Below are 17,189 nucleotides of genomic sequence, written 5' to 3' on the forward strand. Positions count from 1 at the left end.
CGGAATCTATGAGTGAAATTAACAATGAGATATTGAATGTTAACAAAGAGGAAATTGTAGTATTGAAAAAGAACCTTAATTCTAATGATGAAGTGTTTATTGTTGAAATTGATGGAATTAATACACGATCTTGGGGGGACTATATTACCGAGATACAAAGTAAGTTTAGATTTCCGACTTCTTGCATTGACAGTATTGATAGATATTATGATTGGATGAGAGATTTAGAGTGGATAGAAGAGGATAGAATTATACTAATTATAGATAACTATAATTGGTTCATTAAGGATATACCTAATGTTAAAAGTCAAATAATTTCAGGTTTGAAGGATGTTATTTTGCCTTTTTGGCAGGATGAAGTGATTGAGGTAGTGGTTGAAGGAAAAGCTAAATCATTTATGGTTTATCTAGTTAATTAACTACCATTACGAAAAGTTAAAAATCTTATTACTGAAGACCTTGAGGGTAACACCTCCAAGGTCTTTCTTTTACCCCCCCCCCCCCCCCACCCAGTGCCGAATGAATCGGTCGGCTAAGTTCAATCCAACTTAACCCTCATCAGCCCCGTATGAATTTATGGATGGCTAATGCATAAGCTTGTCCAGTTGAACCTCTAAGATTTCACATGAAAGGGCTGAAGAAAAATGCATCAATGGTTAAAGATTCTGTGGCTGTTAGTAACCATTTTTAGTGTTATATCATTTGGATGGTTTCTGTTTGGAACAACAGCAAATTTTCAGCGATCTTTGGATCTCGTGGTACTGTAACATTAATTATGGCGGGGCTTCCTTCTCTCGCTATTACAATATTATCTATTCGAATGCTAATAAAAAGGTGGGTTCCATCCAGTGGGGTAGCTCTTGCAGGATTCTATTCTGGAATGATATTACTTATAATTCTTTCAGTCTATTTAATTCAAAGTGTTAGCACTCAGGGGTGGTTAACCGAAAAAATTACAAGTGATTCATTGAAAATTACTAGGGATGATAAATATGAGTATCGAGTTGATTTAATTAATGTGTTTCAAAAAAACAGTCATGCGCGACTTTATGTAAAAAGTGCTGCCACTGGGGAAGAAATGAGCATCCCTGTTGATATTCATACAAATAAGTTTGTGGGACTTGGAATTAAAAAGGTTAATAATTGGGGAATCATGAAGCCATCAAGTGCATCAAATCGTTATTCTCTATTCACGACAAAGGAACTAGGGATTCCAGAAGAGATATTTGAGATTGATTTAGTGACAGGAACTTCGAAGAGATTAGAGTAATAGATAATAGGCTCTATTAGAAGAGTATGAATAACTTAAGAAAATTGCCTTACCTTATGGGTCAACCAGTACTCTGGTTGGCCTTTTTTGTATGAAATCACACACTTTGCGTAGTAGGTGCCTCTTTTTTGTAGAAATATGTTGAATTTCATTATTTTATGGAATACCATGGAAATAGTTAGTTCTTTACGACTAGCAATAATGAGTGAAACACACCTAATATCAAGCAATAATGAACAAAGGCAAATCCATCGAAAGGTGGAGACGCAAAGCCACGGGTCTAAGCCATGAGTCATATGTCATGGGACGATAGCCGGGTTACTCTTTAGGGGCTTGTTTTTTTATTGCCAAAAAAGGAAGGAGGGTCCCAAAATGGCAACATATCTTATGCTTATTAAAGTGTTCGACGATGCCGAAAAGGTCATATACAAATTTGGTCCAACAGAAGAAAGTTTGGGTGAAATTGAATTTAATATAGTTCATGAAGAATTTCGGCAGCTAGAGAGAGTTCCGGGTACTACCAAAGACCATATGTTCATGAAGGCTGCTTCAGCTATTGCAAGATGTTATGCAGAGGGAGACGGTTTTCCGGACAAAACTTTTTTTGCTTCATAAAAGAGTTGTCTCAATTACCATCTTTCCGCACAATACATTCGACCCGCAGCAAACGTGCCAAGGATTTTGTTCGATTACAAAAACTGCTCGGAATAGTGTGATATTTTCTTTAGTTGAACGATGTATATAAATGATCAACTACCTTGCGGCCTCGTTAGGTAGTTTTTTTATTCCCCTCATAACGCTTCACAAATGCCGGCTCAATCCATCTCTTCTCCGAATGTTCACGCCCTTGAATCACAATACGGTCCGTATAAACGTCCACAACGATGCTCTGGCTAGCCGCGCTGCCTTCAGGCTCATTATTCGAATTCCAAATTTCGTGGACAGCGGCACTAGATACCGCAAGGAACTCCAGCTGTTTAATCTGCTTAGTAGTCTCTAAATTCCAGTGGGTATGTCCACTGAAGAACACAACATTCGGATATGCATTCACAATCGCCCTAAGCTCTTCATGCTGTACAACTCCAAGCTCTTGATCCGAGCCGTCCACGGTATGAACGAGCGGTTGATGCAGGAAGACGAAGATAGGCTTGTCCGGCGCTGCAGCCGCAACTGTCTTCAACTTTTCCTGAAACCAAGTAAGTTGTTCAGTGGATAGATAGGCATCCTCTTTCACGTTAGGATCCACATCGCGATAAAATTCACCCCCAAGAAATAGAAAGTGATAATCATCCATCACGAGCTCATGGTAGGGCTTTTCATAGTTAAACATCTGATGGAATAGGTCTATTGCCTTTTGGCTTGTCCATTTCGGATTCAGCTTGCTGGTATCCTGACCGCCATTCTCCGTTTGCCACATTCCATAATACTCATGATTACCAATCGTTGCATGAACGGGAGGTAAGGTGTGTTCGCTCATAATGCTGACTAGACTCCGATTATCTGCTTCGTTGCCATTGCTGAGGTCACCATTTAGTACCATAAGTTTGCTCTCAGGTCGAATTAGACGATGATCGGCTAAAGCCGTACGGAAGCGCTTTTGTGAATCTTCATCTTCTGCACCCACATGTACGTCGCTTAGCACGGAAAAAGAAAAGAGTGGTTCTTTACTTGCTGTGGACGTTTTTTTGGGAATAGTACGAAAGAGTTTTACCATAGGCAGGGGCTCTTTATTAGTAATATCCGCCTTAAATGATTCCGAAACAGGCGCTATCGCCGTTGCTTCCCAAGCATATGTTGGGAGTAATAGAAGGAATAAGGCAGATAACAGGATGCGTATAGTTAATGTTCGTATTCGTTGTTTCATATAAGATAATCCTTCCTTTTCCATGCTAAAAGCGTGAGTTACCAAGTTTGTTAAGTATTTAACCAATATGTCTGTCGTATAAACACTGTTTTTGCCTGACACAGGTCTTAGATGCGCCCCGACTAAGGTCTAGGAACAAATACCGTCGTTAGTCCGTTTTGGAAAGCTTCGTTTTTACCTAAAATAAAGACATGAACAAGAGCACAGCAAACAACACAGCAAACAACGAAAGGCGGTGACGAAACGATGAAAAGAAATACGGGCTTAGCCGCTCTGCTAATCGCATTCGGTGCACTGATTCTGTTAAATAAGCTAGGCGTTCACATGGGACCTTTTATTGGCTCGGTGATGGGATACTTGATTCCAATAGGAATGGTTGGCCTTGGTTATGTAGGCATACAGAACGGCAGCAAAATCGGTTGGATTATTGCAGGGCTTGGCGGTATCATCCTGATTGGTAAATTAGCTGGTTGGATCATCATTCTACTGGCGATTGGGTTGATAGGTTACGGAGTTTCGATGTTGACAAGAAGAACGGTGTAATGGAATGAAACGAATACAGAGAGTGAAAAAGGTGGTATGAGAGATGAGCCTATTTAGGCGAATGAGAGACATTACCGTAGCGACACTGAATGAACATCTGGAGCGATCGGAAGACCCGGTCCGCTTGATTGACCAGTACTTAGCAGCGCAGCGTGAGCAGCTTCAACAGTCCGAGAGACTGTATCAGCAATGCGTAAGCCACGCAGCTTCACTCCGGCAGCAATATCTGACGGCGCTGGAAACCAAAGAGAAGCGCGAGCATCAAGCGCTGCTAGCTCTGAAGGCCGGCGAAGAACATATGGCAAGGATCGTGCTTCAAGAGAAGCTGCAAGCTGAAGAGAAAAGCGAGCAGTATCATGAATTGTACGACCAAGCGAAGCAGTCAATCCTTGATTTGGATGAAGAGCTGCAGCAGCTAAAAGCCGATTACAAAGAAGTGGCAGACAAACGCAGCTACTACTTAGCGCGAATGGAGTCCGCAAGGTTGCAGCAAAGATTGCATGCTCGCAGCAGTGTGGCGCAGGATGCGACACCACGGATGTTCGGTCGCTTGGAAGAGCGCGTATCCGATATGGAGCTTCATGCCAGAACGCTCCGCGATGTAAGACGAATGGGGCGCGAAAGCTACTATAGCGGGGGCAACCCGGCCGTAGATGCTGAAATGGAAGCCCTGAGAAACAGACTGCAGCAGGAGGGAGCCAAATAATCATGAGCAAACTTTACCGCTCACGAAGAGATAAGAAAGTTACTGGTCTATGCGGCGGACTCGCCGAGGCCATGAATGTAGATGCAACGCTATTACGTTTGTTAGTAGTAATCACCACAATCTTCACCGGAGGAACGGTCATTTTCATCTACTTTGTAGCTGCGCTTGTCATTCCGAAGGAACCTGGGTACGATCAGCCTCCATTTGATCCCTATGCCAGCTCATATGGCCGTCAAGGCTATAATGGCGGTGCTTGGAACACTCACAAGCCGCACCCTAACCATGCGCCACAACATCCGGGCTACAATGCTCCATACGACGCTGGGAAAGTAAACAACATCGACGAGATGATGAAAGACATTGAAAAGAAAGCTCTACAAAGAGAAGTAGAAGAACTAAGAGCCAAAGTCGCTCGCTTTGAACAACAACCAATTGATATTAAAAAAGGAGACGTGTAAACCATGGGAGTATTTACAAGAATGAAGGACATGACAAAAGCATCAATTCACGAGGTATTGGATAAAATTGAGGATCCGATTGTTATGTTGAATCAATATTTGCGGGATATGGAGCAAGAAATCGCGCAAGCTGAAGTTACTGTTGCTAGACAAATCGCCAATGAGCGCAAGCTGAAACAACGTCTGGAAGAGTCTGTTCGTCTCGTGGCTGACCGCGAAGCAAAAGCTTCCGCAGCGATCAAAAATGGCCAAGAGGCTATCGCTCGCCAAGCCGTTGAAGAAAAATTGTACCACGAAGATAAAATTGTTGAGTACACAGATCTATATGCCGCTTCAAAAGCACATGCAGATGAGCTAACACAGCAGCTGCACGAAATGAAAGACGAGTTCTACAAACTGCGTAACAAACGCAACGAGCTTGTGTCCCGTGCTCAACTGGCTAAAGCCAAAAAACAAATGGCACAAGTATCCTACAATGGTGTCATCGAGAGCGGCAACGCATCCCGCGGCTTCCAACGTATGGAAGAGAAAATTATCCAACTGGAAGTTGAAGCGGAAATTGCTCGCAAGCCTTACGTACCAGCAGGTTCAGTAGGCAGCTACACACCTGTTGATGTTGCAAAGCAAGCCAAAGTTGATGAGCAGTTGAATCTGCTGAAAGAGAAATTAAACGGTAAAGAAGCTGAGTAATGAACTGTGTTTGATCGAGAAGCCCCTCCTTGTGAGGGGCTTTTTTGTGTTCGCAAATTAGGGAATGATTCGACTTATTAGTTTTTTAGTTTCTGGTGTTTCTAGTTTTATATTCTGGTTTCTGGTTTTGTGTTTTGGTTTCTGCTTTTTATTTTCTGGTTGCGGGTTATAGATCACAGGCTACAGGGTTCCAGTAATGAAGAAGGGGAATTAGGAGAGGGTGGTGGGAAAGTTGTACAACGTACAACAATTTCGGTGCTTTTTTCTCGCCCAACTATAGATGTTGTATGATGTACAACAATTTAGCCTTTTTTCATCCAATAGAGCTGTTTTTGGCTGAAATTGTTGTATTTTTTGCAACATTAGCGGGGATTACGCCGATTTGGCTTCATAATGTTGCACAAAATACAACACTATTTGGAACAATTGTTTTTTGTTTCTGATCGTTTATGATTTTCAAAATCATAAGATTTTCAACTTTTTTGAAGAGATTTATCCACTCTTTTTCCAGCAGATAGCAGATAGAATAAGCACATAAGTACGAATGGTTAAAGCAAAGCACGAAATGTTAAAACGAACACGAGGTGAGGTTATGAGTGAAGCTCTGGTCCGGATGGAAGGAATTGAGAAGCATTTTCCTGGTGTGCACGCCCTCCATCAATGTCGTCTGGAGTTGGCAGCCGGTGAAGTGCACGCGCTTGTTGGCGAGAACGGCGCCGGAAAGTCCACGCTAATGAAAATCGCCACGGGTGTCTATCAGAAAGATGAAGGTCGAATCATCTTGAAAGGCAAGGAAGTGAATATCCCCAATACGAGAGCGGCTCAGCAGCTAGGTATCTCGATGATTCATCAAGAGTTGAACTTAATGCCGGATTTGACGATTGCGCAAAATATATTTATTGGGCGAGAGCCGAGGAAGGGAATCAAACTGTTCATCGATGAACGGAAGCTAAACGATCAGGCACAGCAACTGCTGAGCGAAATGAATCTCCAACTCGATCCACGCACAAAGGTATCGGAGCTAACAGTCGCCAAGCAGCAAATGGTGGAAATCGCTAAGGCATTGTCATTTCAATCGGAAGTGCTCATCATGGATGAGCCGACGGCAGCACTTACTAATGCGGAAATCGAAGAGCTTTTTCGAATTATTGAACAGCTGCGCGGGCGTGGTGTAGGCATCGTCTATATTTCTCACCGGATGGAAGAGTTGAAGCGAATTACCGATCGCATCACCGTCATGCGTGACGGTCGCTATATCGATACTGTGCAGACGAAAGATACGACCATTGATCAAATCATTGCGATGATGGTTGGTCGCGAACTTTATGTCAGCACTCAGCAGATTACCGTCGATGCATCAGAGACAAGAGTGCTCGAGGTTACGAATCTGAACCGCGGTTCTTCCGTGAAGGATGTCACCTTTCATTTGGCAAAAGGCGAGATTCTTGGCTTCGCAGGTCTCATGGGAGCCGGTCGTACCGAAGTAGCGAGGGCCATTTTCGGCGCAGATGCTATTGATTCGGGCGACATACGCATCCATGGGCACAAGGTTCAGATCACAGCCCCGCATGATGCCGTGAAGCATGGAATCGGTTATTTATCAGAGGATCGTAAACGTTATGGGCTCATGGTGGAGATGGACGTGAAGACGAATATCGCCGTTGCCTCTTATCGCAAAGCGAGACGTCTATTCGGGTGGATGCACGACGGCAAAATTGATCAGTCAGCTTCACATTTTGTGGAAGCGCTTCAAATTAAGACGCCGAGCATTCATCAGCAAGTTAAATTTCTTTCAGGCGGCAATCAGCAGAAGGTCGTTATCGGTAAATGGCTGCTGCGGGACTGCGATATCCTCATCTTCGATGAGCCTACTCGAGGTATCGATGTTGGCGCGAAGACAGAGATTTATAAGCTGCTGGATGAGCTAGCCGCACAGGGGAAATCGATCATTATGATTTCGTCCGAGCTGCCCGAAATATTGCGAATGAGCCATCGCATCATGGTCATGTGCGAAGGACGAATTACCGGTGAGCTTCGTCAACAGGACGCCACCCAGGAAGCGATTATGAAATACGCCACGATGCGAATCAGTTAGCGGATGTCTTAGGAGGAATCATGATGTCAACATGGCTTGTACGTAAAAAAATAGTGCCCACGATTTCAGGTCAAACCGGCGCGGCACAGAAGCTGCTGGCATTCGCCAGCTTGATTATGCTGGTTATTATCTTCTCGGTATCTTCCAGTAATTTTTTTCAATTCAATAATATCGTAGCCATTATGCTCTCAACAGCCGTTATCGGCGTGCTTGCTCTAGGTTCAACGTTCGTAATTATCACCTCCGGTATTGATCTGGCCGTCGGAACCGTGATGACCTTCTCCTCGGTGATGGCGGGAGTGATCATCACAACGTGGCATTTACCAATGCCTCTTGGTATTATCGGGGGCATTGCCACTGGAGGCATTTGTGGTCTCATCAGCGGGCTTCTCGTTGCGAAGATGAAAATTCCGCCATTCATCGCAACACTAGCTATGATGATGGTGACCAAGGGTCTTTCTCTCGTCATCTCAGGGACGAAGCCGATCTATTTTAACGATACGCCGGCATTCTCGCAGATTTCGATGGGATCCATTCTTAATTCAATCATTCCTGGCTTCGAAATTCCGAATGCCATTCTCGTTTTCTTCGGCGCTGCCATCATTGCCAGCATTATTTTATCGAGGACGATCATTGGACGTTATAACTTTGCCCTAGGAAGCAATGAAGAATCCACAAGGCTTTCCGGAGTTAATGTAGACTATTGGAAAATCGTCATCTACTCGCTGACTGGCGTGTTCAGCGGTATCGCCGGCATTATGATGGCCTCCCGCCTCAATTCCGCTCAACCCGCGCTCGGCTCTGGCTATGAGTTGGAAGCGATCGCTGCAGTGGTCATCGGTGGCACTTCCTTAAGCGGCGGCAAAGGATCCATTCTCGGAACTGTTATTGGAGCCCTCATTATGAGCGTACTCACGAACGGGCTGCGTATCTTATCTGTTAAACAAGAATGGCAGACGGTCATTGTTGGGGTAGTCGTTGTACTGGCAGTTTACGCAGATATGATGCGACGCCGCAAAAAATAAGGTCGGTATTCACTCCAAGTCGGAGTCACATACATCAAATTATACGTAAGGGGAGATTGAGATTGCATAAACGGACAAAGAAATTTGCGGTAGCATCATCGCTATTATTATTAACGACAATAGTACTTGGGGCATGCGGTGCCAAAACGACGGATACGAAAACAGCGGCAACAACGGCTGCACCAGCAGCATCAGCAACAGCGGCGCCTGCGGCGGCCAAATCGGATAAAATTTATATTCCGGTAATCTCAAAAGGCTTCCAGCACCAATTCTGGCAAGCTGTCAAACAGGGGGCTGAGAAAGCCGCCAAAGAGTTTAATGTAGAAATTACGTTCGAAGGTCCAGAGACGGAGACGCAAGTGGATAAGCAAATTGAAATGCTGCAAGCTGCATTGGGTAAAAAACCAGCAGCCATTGCTTTCGCTGCTCTGGACAGCAAAGCAGCTACACCGCTGCTAGAGAAGGCAAAAGCAAGCAAAATCCCCGTCATCGGCTTTGACTCCGGAGTCGACAGCGACATTCCGGTGACGACGGCCGCCACCGATAACAAAGCCGCTGCCGCGTTGGCAGCTGATAAAATGGCGTCGCTCATCGGCAACGAGGGTGAGATCGCCCTTGTCGTACATGACCAAACGAGCCGTACGGGCATTGATCGCCGGGATGGCTTCACGAATCGGATCAAAGAGAAATATCCGAATATCAAAATTGTTGATACGCAGTACGGCGGAGGCGATCAACTCAAGTCCACAGACTTGGCCAAAGCAATTATCCAAGCTCATCCGAGTATTAAAGGCTTCTTCGGCGCAAACGAGGGATCCGCGATCGGTGTTATCAATGCCGTGACAGAGCTGAAAAAAGACGGCAAAATCATCGTCGTCGGCTACGACTCCGGCAAGCAGCAAATGGATGCGATCCGCAGCGGTAAGATGGCTGGTGCCATTACACAGGATCCGATCGGCATCGGTTACTGGTCAGTGAAAGCAGCCGTCCAATCGATTAAAGGTGAGACGGTTCCTAAATCGATCGATACAGGCTTCCACTGGTACGACAAAACGAACATTGATGCTGCTGATATCAAGCCGCTGCTCTACGAATAGGAATAAAGAGGCTGCGCCAATACGGGCAGTCTCTATTGTCATTTAATGAAACTGCTGTGTACAATACACATAGAGTTAAATTCGATTTCGCCAGAGGTGACCCATAATGTACAAAATCATCATGATTGACGATGAAGATGAAGTCAGAGAAGGCATCAAGCGGAAGACGAATTGGGAGGCCTGCGGCTTCCAACTGGTTGGAGATTTCGATAATGGCAGAGATGCCTATGAAGCGCTGGAGAGCCTGCAGCCTGATGCCGTCATAACAGATATTTGCATGCCGTTCATGGACGGCCTTCAACTGACAGAGCTAATTGCCGCGAATTACCGGGATGTTAAAGTTATTATTGTAACCGGTTACGAGGATTTTGATTATGCGAAGCAGGCAATTAAACTCAAGGTCAAAGATTATTTACTGAAACCGATCAACTCCGCAGAGTTTACCGAATTTCTTCATAAGTTAAGGCTGGAGCTGGATGAGGAGCGCAAACAACGGGAAGATGTCACCTTTCTCCGTCATCAGTTTCACGAGAGCATGCCGCTTCTTCGAGAGCGATTTCTTGAACGTTTAGTTACTTCCTGCATGAGAAGAGATGAAATTGAACGCAAGTTCCAGATGTTTGGACTCTCTTTGAGCGGTCCTAGTTTCACTGTACTTGCTCTTGATATTGATGAATTTCACCGTGAGTTCCACAGTGACCCAGTGGCTGAGGAGGAGTTGTTACGCTTTGCAGCCTACAACATTTTTCATGAAATCATGGAGAAAGAACAAGGCGGCATCGTATTCCGAACGCGTGATGACAAGCTTGTCGCACTGCTTTCTGGCGATTCGGAAAGGATCGAATTGACCTGTCAAACGCTTGCCGAACATGTGAGGCACAGTATCGAGAAATATTTGAGCATGACGGTTACGATGGGAATTGGGCGCACTTACAGCGATCTTCGAGAGTTGCCAAAAGCATTTCAGGAAGCGCTTTCTGCGCTGGATTACCGCTTTTTGCTCGGGAATAACCGGATTATTTCGATTGGGGATATGGAATTTGGGAGCAGCCTAGACAATCTTAGTTACATCCATATGGAGAAAAAGCTGATTTCTGCCATTAAAACAGGTGAAAAGACAGTCGTAACGCTTACGCTGCAGGATTGGATCAGTGAAATGAAGAAGGGCTCCTGCTCGATGGACAAATGCTACGGCAAACTGAATAAACTGCTCGTAGCCTTAATGAACGTATTGGTGGAGACTGGTTTCGAAGAAGCAGCGGTGCTCGGCGATCATTCTTTTATGCAGTTATATGCGAGGAAAACCTTAGATGATGTACGATTCTGGTTAGAGGAAATTTGTTTAGCGCTCGTGGACTTGCTGGCTGAGAAACGAACCAAAGTGTCTCAAGCCCAGATGGAAGCCGCGGTCGCCTATATTCATGCGAATTATGCAGACGAACAGCTCTCGCTTCAGCAGGTGTGCAATCATATTTATATGAGCATGAGCTATTTCAGCGCTTTGTTCAAACCGCATACGGGCGAGACTTTCGTCGAGTACGTGACCCGTTACCGTTTGGATAAAGCCAAAGAAATGCTCGCTGCTTCGCAGCTGAAAACCTATGAGCTGGCCGCTAAGGTTGGCTACAGTGATCCGCAATATTTCAGCGTTATTTTCAAAAGAAATACAGGCATGACCCCCAAAGAATTCCGAGCAGCGCACAAAGGTCAGCTGAGCCTATGAGAATCTGGCAGCGTCCTATTCAATTCAAAAGCATTCATACGAAGATTGCACTGGCGTTTTCATGCTTAATTCTTTGCACGACCATCATCCTAAGCTACAGCGCTTACCGCCTCTCTACAGTGGCTGTTACGGATACTTCATTGGAATATACTAAGCAGCTTATCGAGCAGGTAAATAAAAATATCCAAACCTACATTGGTAACATGGAAAGTATATCTGCTCTATCGCTGAGCAATGCTGATTTGAAACGATACTTGGCGTTGAAAAACCCGAATGAGGCAGAGGGAGTGCAGCTAGCGAGTCAGATCAGCAGTTATTTTCATGCCATTGTTGCTTCTCGGAATGATATCGCTTCCATCGTATTTGCGGGCTCCAATGGCGCCATCGTATCGGAACGCATGGATGCAAATTTCAAATCGTATGCCGAGTTAATTGCGCAAGAATGGTACAGCAAGGCTAGTAAAGACAATGGTGACGTGGCCATTTCTCCCTCACACGTTCAGCACCTATATAAGGATGAGTACAAATGGGTCGTATCGATCAGTAAGCAAATGCCCAATCCGCTGCCTGGAGCGGCAAGCGGTGTTCTGTTGGTCGATCTGAATTATAACGTCATTAATGATCTATGCAATCAAATTCAGCTTGGGCAAAGAGGGTACGTGTTTATTCTCGACCAAGCAGGCGATCTGATTTATCATCCGCAGCAGCAGCTTATCTACTCAGGGTTGAAATCAGAGGATATTCCTACACTTTTGCAGGCGAAGGACAGCACTTTCCATACGCAAGAAAAAGAGCAAAATAAAATCTATACCGTCCGTACAACGAAATTTGGCTGGAAAATTGTAGGGGTTACCTACGCTGGAGATCTAAGCGGAAATAAGAAGGACATGCAGCTGACTTCTGCGATGTGGGGCGGCATCTCGTTAATCATTGCCTTGGCGATTTCCATTTTGCTATCGGTCACTCTAACCAAGCCGATTAAACAACTGGAAGTGCATATGAAGCAAGTGGAGAAAGGTAACTTCGACATTCGCGTCGATGTAGAAGGGGCGAATGAGATTAGTAAACTGTCACGTACCTTTAATCTAATGATCAGCAAAATCAAAGAGCTCATGAACCAAACTGTGCAAGATCAAGAAGTCAAACGAATCAGTGAGTTGAAAGCGTTACAGGCGCAGATTCAGCCTCATTTTCTGTACAATACATTGGATTCTATCATTTGGATGGCTGAAATGGGTAAGGTGGATGAGGTGGTTACGATGACTTCAGCCTTGTCCAAACTCCTCCGTTCGAGCATTAGCAAAGGGGAAGAACTCATACCAATTGCGGTTGAATTGGAGCACATTCAGAACTATTTGACGATTCAGAACATCCGTTATCGGAATAAATTTACGTACGCGGTTGAAGTAGAATCGGATATTCTCAGCTGTCGAATATTAAAAATTATTTTGCAGCCTCTGGTTGAAAATGCCATATACCATGGAATGAAGCATTCGCCGGAACGCGGTCATATACGCATCACAGGACGCAGGATCGAAGGGCTTATCGAGCTCAAGGTTATGGATAACGGTGTTGGGATGAGCGAAGAGAAACTGAAAACGTTGATGCTCAAAACACGTCAAACAGAGTCAGGCAAAGGCTTCGGCGTGCACAACGTGAATCATCGCATCCAGCTTTATTTCGGGGAGCTTTACGGATTGCAATTTGAGAGTGAGCTAGAAGAGGGCACGACGGTAACTGTACGTATTCCGGCAATACCCTCAATCCATAACGATAGTGAGAATTGAGGTGTGAGGTTGAAAATTAGAGCAAGCTACGTAGCTATTGCAGTCATACTGGTCCTGCTCATGACGACTGCTTATCTCATCGTGTCAAAGGGTATGGAGGCAAAGGACAGGCCGCTTATCCTCATTCCCAAGACGATCGATCCTCATGTGGAATTTTGGCGGGTTTTGAACCAAGGAGTGACTGCGGCGGCCAAAGAGTACAATACAGAGGTGAAAGTGATGGGAACGCCGTCCGAATCAGACATCGACGAGCAGATAAAGTTGGTGGAAGAGGCGATCGCATTGAAGCCGAAAGCCATCATTTTGGCGGCAACGGATTATAACCGGTTGGTGCCTGTTGCTCAAAGAGTAATTAGTTCCGGCATTAAGCTAATTACCGTAGATTCGGGTCTCGAAGGCGGCGTTTCAACCAGTTTGATTGCAACTGATAATTATGCGGCAGGGAGCAAAGCAGTGGAAGCGATGAGACGCTATGTACAGGGACCTGCTACCTATGCGATCGTTAGTTTTGTCAAGAGATCCACAACCCAACTGGATAGGGAGAATGGGGTGCGAGACCATTTGAAGAATGATCCTTCCATACAGATTTTAGATACGTTATATAGTAATGGTTCTGAAGACAAAGCGTATGAGCAAACGAAAAATCTCCTTGCCGAACATTCGGATATTCGCGGCATTTTCGGATTGAATGAAGTCTCTACGGTAGGGGCTGCGAGGGCGTTGAAAGAGCTTGATCCCGAGCATAACATTAAGCTGGTCGGCTTCGATAGCTCGATGAATGAAATAGCTTTCCTGGAGGCTGGGACTCTGCAAGCGACCATTGTGCAAAAGCCTTTTAACATGGGATATCTAGCGGTGAAAACAGCACTTCAGGTTTATAGTGGGGAAAACGTCAAGGTGTCAATAGATACTGGCTCGGAGGTTATCACGAAAGAAAATATGTATACCAGAGAAAATCAAAAGCTGCTGTTTCCATTCGTTGAGAAATAGTAGGTTGTGAGTCGTTTTATAAAGAAGCTCCTCCTTGTGGGGGGCTTTTTCGATTTATTCGGGCGATGCAGATTAAGTTCGTTTTCCGAGCTTAATTTCATGGATGCGTGAGATGGTCTGCCGAGAAGTCGATTTCCGGCTTCTCGGACTCTGTGGACGAGCTTCGGCTCGCATAGCTCTTCCTGTAAGCGCGGTTTTCGCGCTTATTTGTTCGGGCGCTCCAGGTTAAGCGCGTTTTCTGCGCTTATTCTGTGCGGACGGCGCGTGACCGTCTGCCGAGAAGTCGATTTCCGGCTTCTCGGACTCTGTGGACGAGCTTCGGCTCGCAGAGCTCTCGCTGTAAGCGCGGTTTTCGCGCTTATTTGTTCGGGCGCTCCAGGTTAAGCGCGTTTTCTGCACTTATTCTGCACGGACGGCGCGGGACAGTCTGCCGAGAAGTCGATTTCCGGCTTCTCGGACTCTGTGGGCGAGCTTCGGCTCGCATAGCTCTCGCTGTAAGCGCGGTTTTCGCGCTTATTTATGTTATTTAGACGAAGAAAACAGCACTTCTACAAATTTCCCGGGAAATATTGGGTTTAATGTCGAAAGCAAAGGAAGCCATAATAAGAACGGATTCTAATGGAGCGACTATTCGCGAGGGAGAAGAGGGTTTCAGATCCAACAGGGGGGAACATGAATGGGTAACATGATTCGGGTAACAGGTGTACTTGTGACAATGTTTCTGAGTGGATCCAGCTTAATTGGATGCTCGATACCAGAATTACATAAAGGAAAGGCACCGAAATCAGTATCCATCGAGACATTTCCACTTTTACCAAATGGAACAGAAAAAACATCCGTAGCTTCCACAGCGACTTACTTAGAAGACGAAATCGTGGAAACTCAGCATTTCTACACGGGACCTTCACATGTCTCTTCTTCTGGCAAAATTGCATACCTCACCTTCGATGACGGTCCCTCTGAGAGTACAAGCAAGATTCTTCATATTTTAAAAAAATTCGGTGTCACCGCCACTTTTTTTGTTGTCGGCGTGGATACGGACGAGGGGCGCGCGCTTTATAAGCAAATCGTCGCTGAAGGCCATGCCCTAGGGAATCATTCATACACGCATGACTATAATCGTATTTATAAATCCCCTGAAGCATTCATGAAGGATGTTCGTAGGTTGGACCAGCTCTTGGAGGAAACGGTCGGCTATCGTCCTGATATTTTGCGATTTCCGGGAGGGTCGAATAATCACTTGAGCTGGAAGCCTGGAGGCAGAGGCATTATGAGAAAAGTTGCCAGTGTAGTGAAAGAGGAGGGTTACCAGTATTTCGACTGGAACGTGAGCTCAACCGATGCGGCTGCTCCTGTGCAAGACAGGGAAATGATTATCGACTCCGTGCTTAGCGCAAGCCGCGGCAAGAAAAGCATTATTGTGCTGATGCACGATAACACCTACAAGACAACAACCTTAGAAGCGCTGCCAATCGTGATCAAAAAGCTGCAAGCAGCCGGCTTTCATTTTGAGAAATTGAAGAAATCCTCATTCACGTTTCAATTCTTGGAACCTTAACAGTTGCAGATGCCTCTTACTTTGACTACGATAAAGAGAGTCGAAAGAGAGAGGCTGGCGTTATCTATGCCTGATGTGTTACAGATTGGACCGTTTCAACTGCAAGGAAGATTACTGGCGCTGCTGCTGGCGTGTGCTCTGGGACTGTGGCTAATCCGGAGGGTATCGCAGCGTTTATTGAATGACACCCAATTCGTGATTGCCAAGCCTATTGAGGATCTTATTTTTAACAGTGCTATTATCGTTTTGTTGACTTGGAAGCTAGGGATCATTGTGACGCAGCCATCCCTATTGTGGAACAATCCATTAAAGCTGCTCATGGTGTCTGGCTCGGGCACGGAGATTGGATTAGGTGTGCTGATTGCTTGTATTTACATGTACTATCAAATTCACAAAAATCGAACTCCACTCTTACCTATAATGGATGTTATCGCAATTGGAATAACGGCTTGTGTTTTCTTATTCTGTGCACTGATTCCCGCATATGGACTTCCTACAACGGTACCTTGGGGCATTGGGGTCGAAGGTACGGTATCTCGTTTCCATCCTTATCATGCTTATATTTCACTGCTTCTTGTGCCACTGCTTATTTGGCAGCATGTTATAGAGCCGCGTAAGAAGATGCTTGGACAAGGCGTACTGCTCAAATATTCGATGTTGTATGGGGGCTCGGTAGGGATGCTGGCTAGCTTTTTTACTGCTGCTAAACCGACACTGCTGTATCTTAGCTTAGCGCAGCTAGTTTTTCTATCCATGCTCATCATTGGAATGCTTCTCCCCGTTTTGACACATAATACTAGCAGAAAGGAGCTGAGTGCATTGAGTCAAAACGATTCGAAGACGCAAATCCAGCAAGAACAGCAAAACCAAGAGCGCGAGAAGGCCGCAACACCAGCAGGAAAAGAGGGTTTTGTTGATAAGAAACTGGACGGTCCAAACCGACCTTCCACATGAGTCCAGACAAGAATAAGATGGCCAAATCAGCTCAGGACCAGAGCAATCAGAACCAAAGCGATCTCGATCCGTTCGAGATTGAATTTCTTCCTCAATTCGAGCAGGGGCGCGGTCCTCGAGAAGCTTTTGTGAATGAGCATGGCGTCGTTATCGGTGATCATGAGTATGAATCGAACAATTCCCCGCTAGAGCAGTGGACGGCAGAGACAGACCCTGAGGTCATGGCCGGAGATGAATGGGTTCATCCTTTTAAGGATGTTGGTTTCCAAAGCGCCGAGAATCGAGACTATTTTGAAAAAGGCATCGTGCCGCAAAGCGGAATTTTCACGCATCCGGATAAAGATGTTTCCTATGAGCCTGGACAGGCTTCAAGTAAGAAGAAGGAAGATGAAGCGGAAGCGTAAAAGCTTTCGCTTTATTTCTATTTGG

General features: G+C 45.4%; 17 protein-coding genes and 1 riboswitch. Of the genes, 16 read left to right on the plus strand and 1 reads right to left on the minus strand.

Features of this window, described 5'->3' with window-relative positions; genetic code table 11:
• Positions 1–8: 8 nt before the first annotated feature.
• The 3 genes from AC58UU_RS27010 to AC58UU_RS27020 all read left to right on the plus strand — a co-directional run bounded on the left by AC58UU_RS27010 (position 9) and on the right by AC58UU_RS27020 (position 1,885).
• A complete protein-coding gene (locus AC58UU_RS27010) occupies positions 9–419 on the plus strand; it encodes a barstar family protein (RefSeq protein WP_497320278.1) in 411 nt (136 codons plus the stop codon).
• A gap of 356 nt (positions 420–775) precedes the next feature.
• Positions 776–1,270: a hypothetical protein gene (locus AC58UU_RS27015; RefSeq protein ID WP_497320279.1), complete on the plus strand. Its 495-nt coding sequence runs from the start codon at positions 776–778 to the stop codon at positions 1,268–1,270.
• Positions 1,271–1,501: 231 nt separating this feature from the next.
• A riboswitch (cyclic di-GMP riboswitch) is annotated at positions 1,502–1,596 on the plus strand.
• 46 nt (positions 1,597–1,642) lie between these two features.
• Positions 1,643–1,885: a hypothetical protein gene (locus tag AC58UU_RS27020; protein ID WP_497320281.1), complete on the plus strand. Its 243-nt coding sequence runs from the start codon at positions 1,643–1,645 to the stop codon at positions 1,883–1,885.
• Between the two features lie 154 nt (positions 1,886–2,039).
• Here the strand turns inward: AC58UU_RS27020 and AC58UU_RS27025 are convergent, their stop codons facing one another.
• Positions 2,040–3,134, minus strand: coding sequence for a metallophosphoesterase family protein (locus AC58UU_RS27025; protein WP_497320282.1), 1,095 nt, complete (start codon positions 3,132–3,134; stop codon positions 2,040–2,042).
• 246 nt (positions 3,135–3,380) lie between these two features.
• Here AC58UU_RS27025 and AC58UU_RS27030 point away from each other — a divergent pair, with 246 nt between their 5' ends.
• The 13 genes from AC58UU_RS27030 (at position 3,381) to AC58UU_RS27090 (ending at position 17,164) form a co-directional block, all read left to right on the plus strand.
• On the plus strand, positions 3,381–3,677 hold the full coding sequence (locus AC58UU_RS27030; protein WP_497320283.1) for a hypothetical protein: 297 nt from the start codon (positions 3,381–3,383) through the stop codon (positions 3,675–3,677).
• A 43-nt stretch (positions 3,678–3,720) separates the two neighbouring features.
• Positions 3,721–4,383 carry a PspA/IM30 family protein gene (locus AC58UU_RS27035; RefSeq protein WP_029194523.1) on the plus strand — a complete coding sequence of 221 codons (663 nt, stop codon included), beginning with the start codon at positions 3,721–3,723 and terminating at the stop codon, positions 4,381–4,383.
• A gap of 2 nt (positions 4,384–4,385) precedes the next feature.
• On the plus strand, positions 4,386–4,841 hold the full coding sequence (locus AC58UU_RS27040; protein ID WP_497320284.1) for a PspC domain-containing protein: 456 nt from the start codon (positions 4,386–4,388) through the stop codon (positions 4,839–4,841).
• Between the two features lie 3 nt (positions 4,842–4,844).
• Entirely contained in the window at positions 4,845–5,531 is a 687-nt protein-coding gene (locus AC58UU_RS27045; protein ID WP_171643108.1) for a PspA/IM30 family protein, read from the plus strand.
• A 592-nt stretch (positions 5,532–6,123) separates the two neighbouring features.
• Positions 6,124–7,626, plus strand: a complete 1,503-nt coding sequence (locus AC58UU_RS27050; protein ID WP_497320286.1) for a sugar ABC transporter ATP-binding protein — start codon at positions 6,124–6,126, stop codon at positions 7,624–7,626.
• Positions 7,627–7,646: 20 nt separating this feature from the next.
• Positions 7,647–8,651, plus strand: coding sequence for an ABC transporter permease (locus tag AC58UU_RS27055; protein WP_497320288.1), 1,005 nt, complete (start codon positions 7,647–7,649; stop codon positions 8,649–8,651).
• Positions 8,652–8,713: 62 nt separating this feature from the next.
• Positions 8,714–9,748 (plus strand): ABC transporter substrate-binding protein, encoded by a 1,035-nt coding sequence (locus tag AC58UU_RS27060; protein WP_497320290.1) that lies wholly within the window; start codon positions 8,714–8,716, stop codon positions 9,746–9,748.
• 106 nt (positions 9,749–9,854) lie between these two features.
• Positions 9,855–11,471, plus strand: a complete 1,617-nt coding sequence (locus tag AC58UU_RS27065; protein WP_497320291.1) for a response regulator transcription factor — start codon at positions 9,855–9,857, stop codon at positions 11,469–11,471.
• Positions 11,468–13,258: a cache domain-containing sensor histidine kinase gene (locus AC58UU_RS27070; RefSeq protein ID WP_497320293.1), complete on the plus strand. Its 1,791-nt coding sequence runs from the start codon at positions 11,468–11,470 to the stop codon at positions 13,256–13,258. The genes AC58UU_RS27065 and AC58UU_RS27070 overlap by 4 nt, the downstream gene beginning before the upstream one ends.
• A 3-nt stretch (positions 13,259–13,261) precedes the next feature.
• The gene (locus AC58UU_RS27075) at positions 13,262–14,248 is read left to right on the plus strand and encodes a substrate-binding domain-containing protein (RefSeq protein ID WP_497320294.1); all 987 of its coding nucleotides are present in this window, start codon (positions 13,262–13,264) and stop codon (positions 14,246–14,248) included.
• A 676-nt stretch (positions 14,249–14,924) separates the two neighbouring features.
• Positions 14,925–15,806 carry a polysaccharide deacetylase family protein gene (locus AC58UU_RS27080; protein ID WP_497320295.1) on the plus strand — a complete coding sequence of 294 codons (882 nt, stop codon included), beginning with the start codon at positions 14,925–14,927 and terminating at the stop codon, positions 15,804–15,806.
• A gap of 66 nt (positions 15,807–15,872) precedes the next feature.
• Positions 15,873–16,760, plus strand: coding sequence for a prolipoprotein diacylglyceryl transferase family protein (locus AC58UU_RS27085; RefSeq protein ID WP_497320296.1), 888 nt, complete (start codon positions 15,873–15,875; stop codon positions 16,758–16,760).
• A complete protein-coding gene (locus AC58UU_RS27090; RefSeq protein ID WP_497320297.1) occupies positions 16,757–17,164 on the plus strand; it encodes a DUF3905 domain-containing protein in 408 nt (135 codons plus the stop codon). The genes AC58UU_RS27085 and AC58UU_RS27090 overlap by 4 nt, the downstream gene beginning before the upstream one ends.
• The last annotated feature ends 25 nt before the right edge of the window (positions 17,165–17,189 follow it).

This window comes from Paenibacillus sp. JT22N1 (assembly GCF_059692155.1).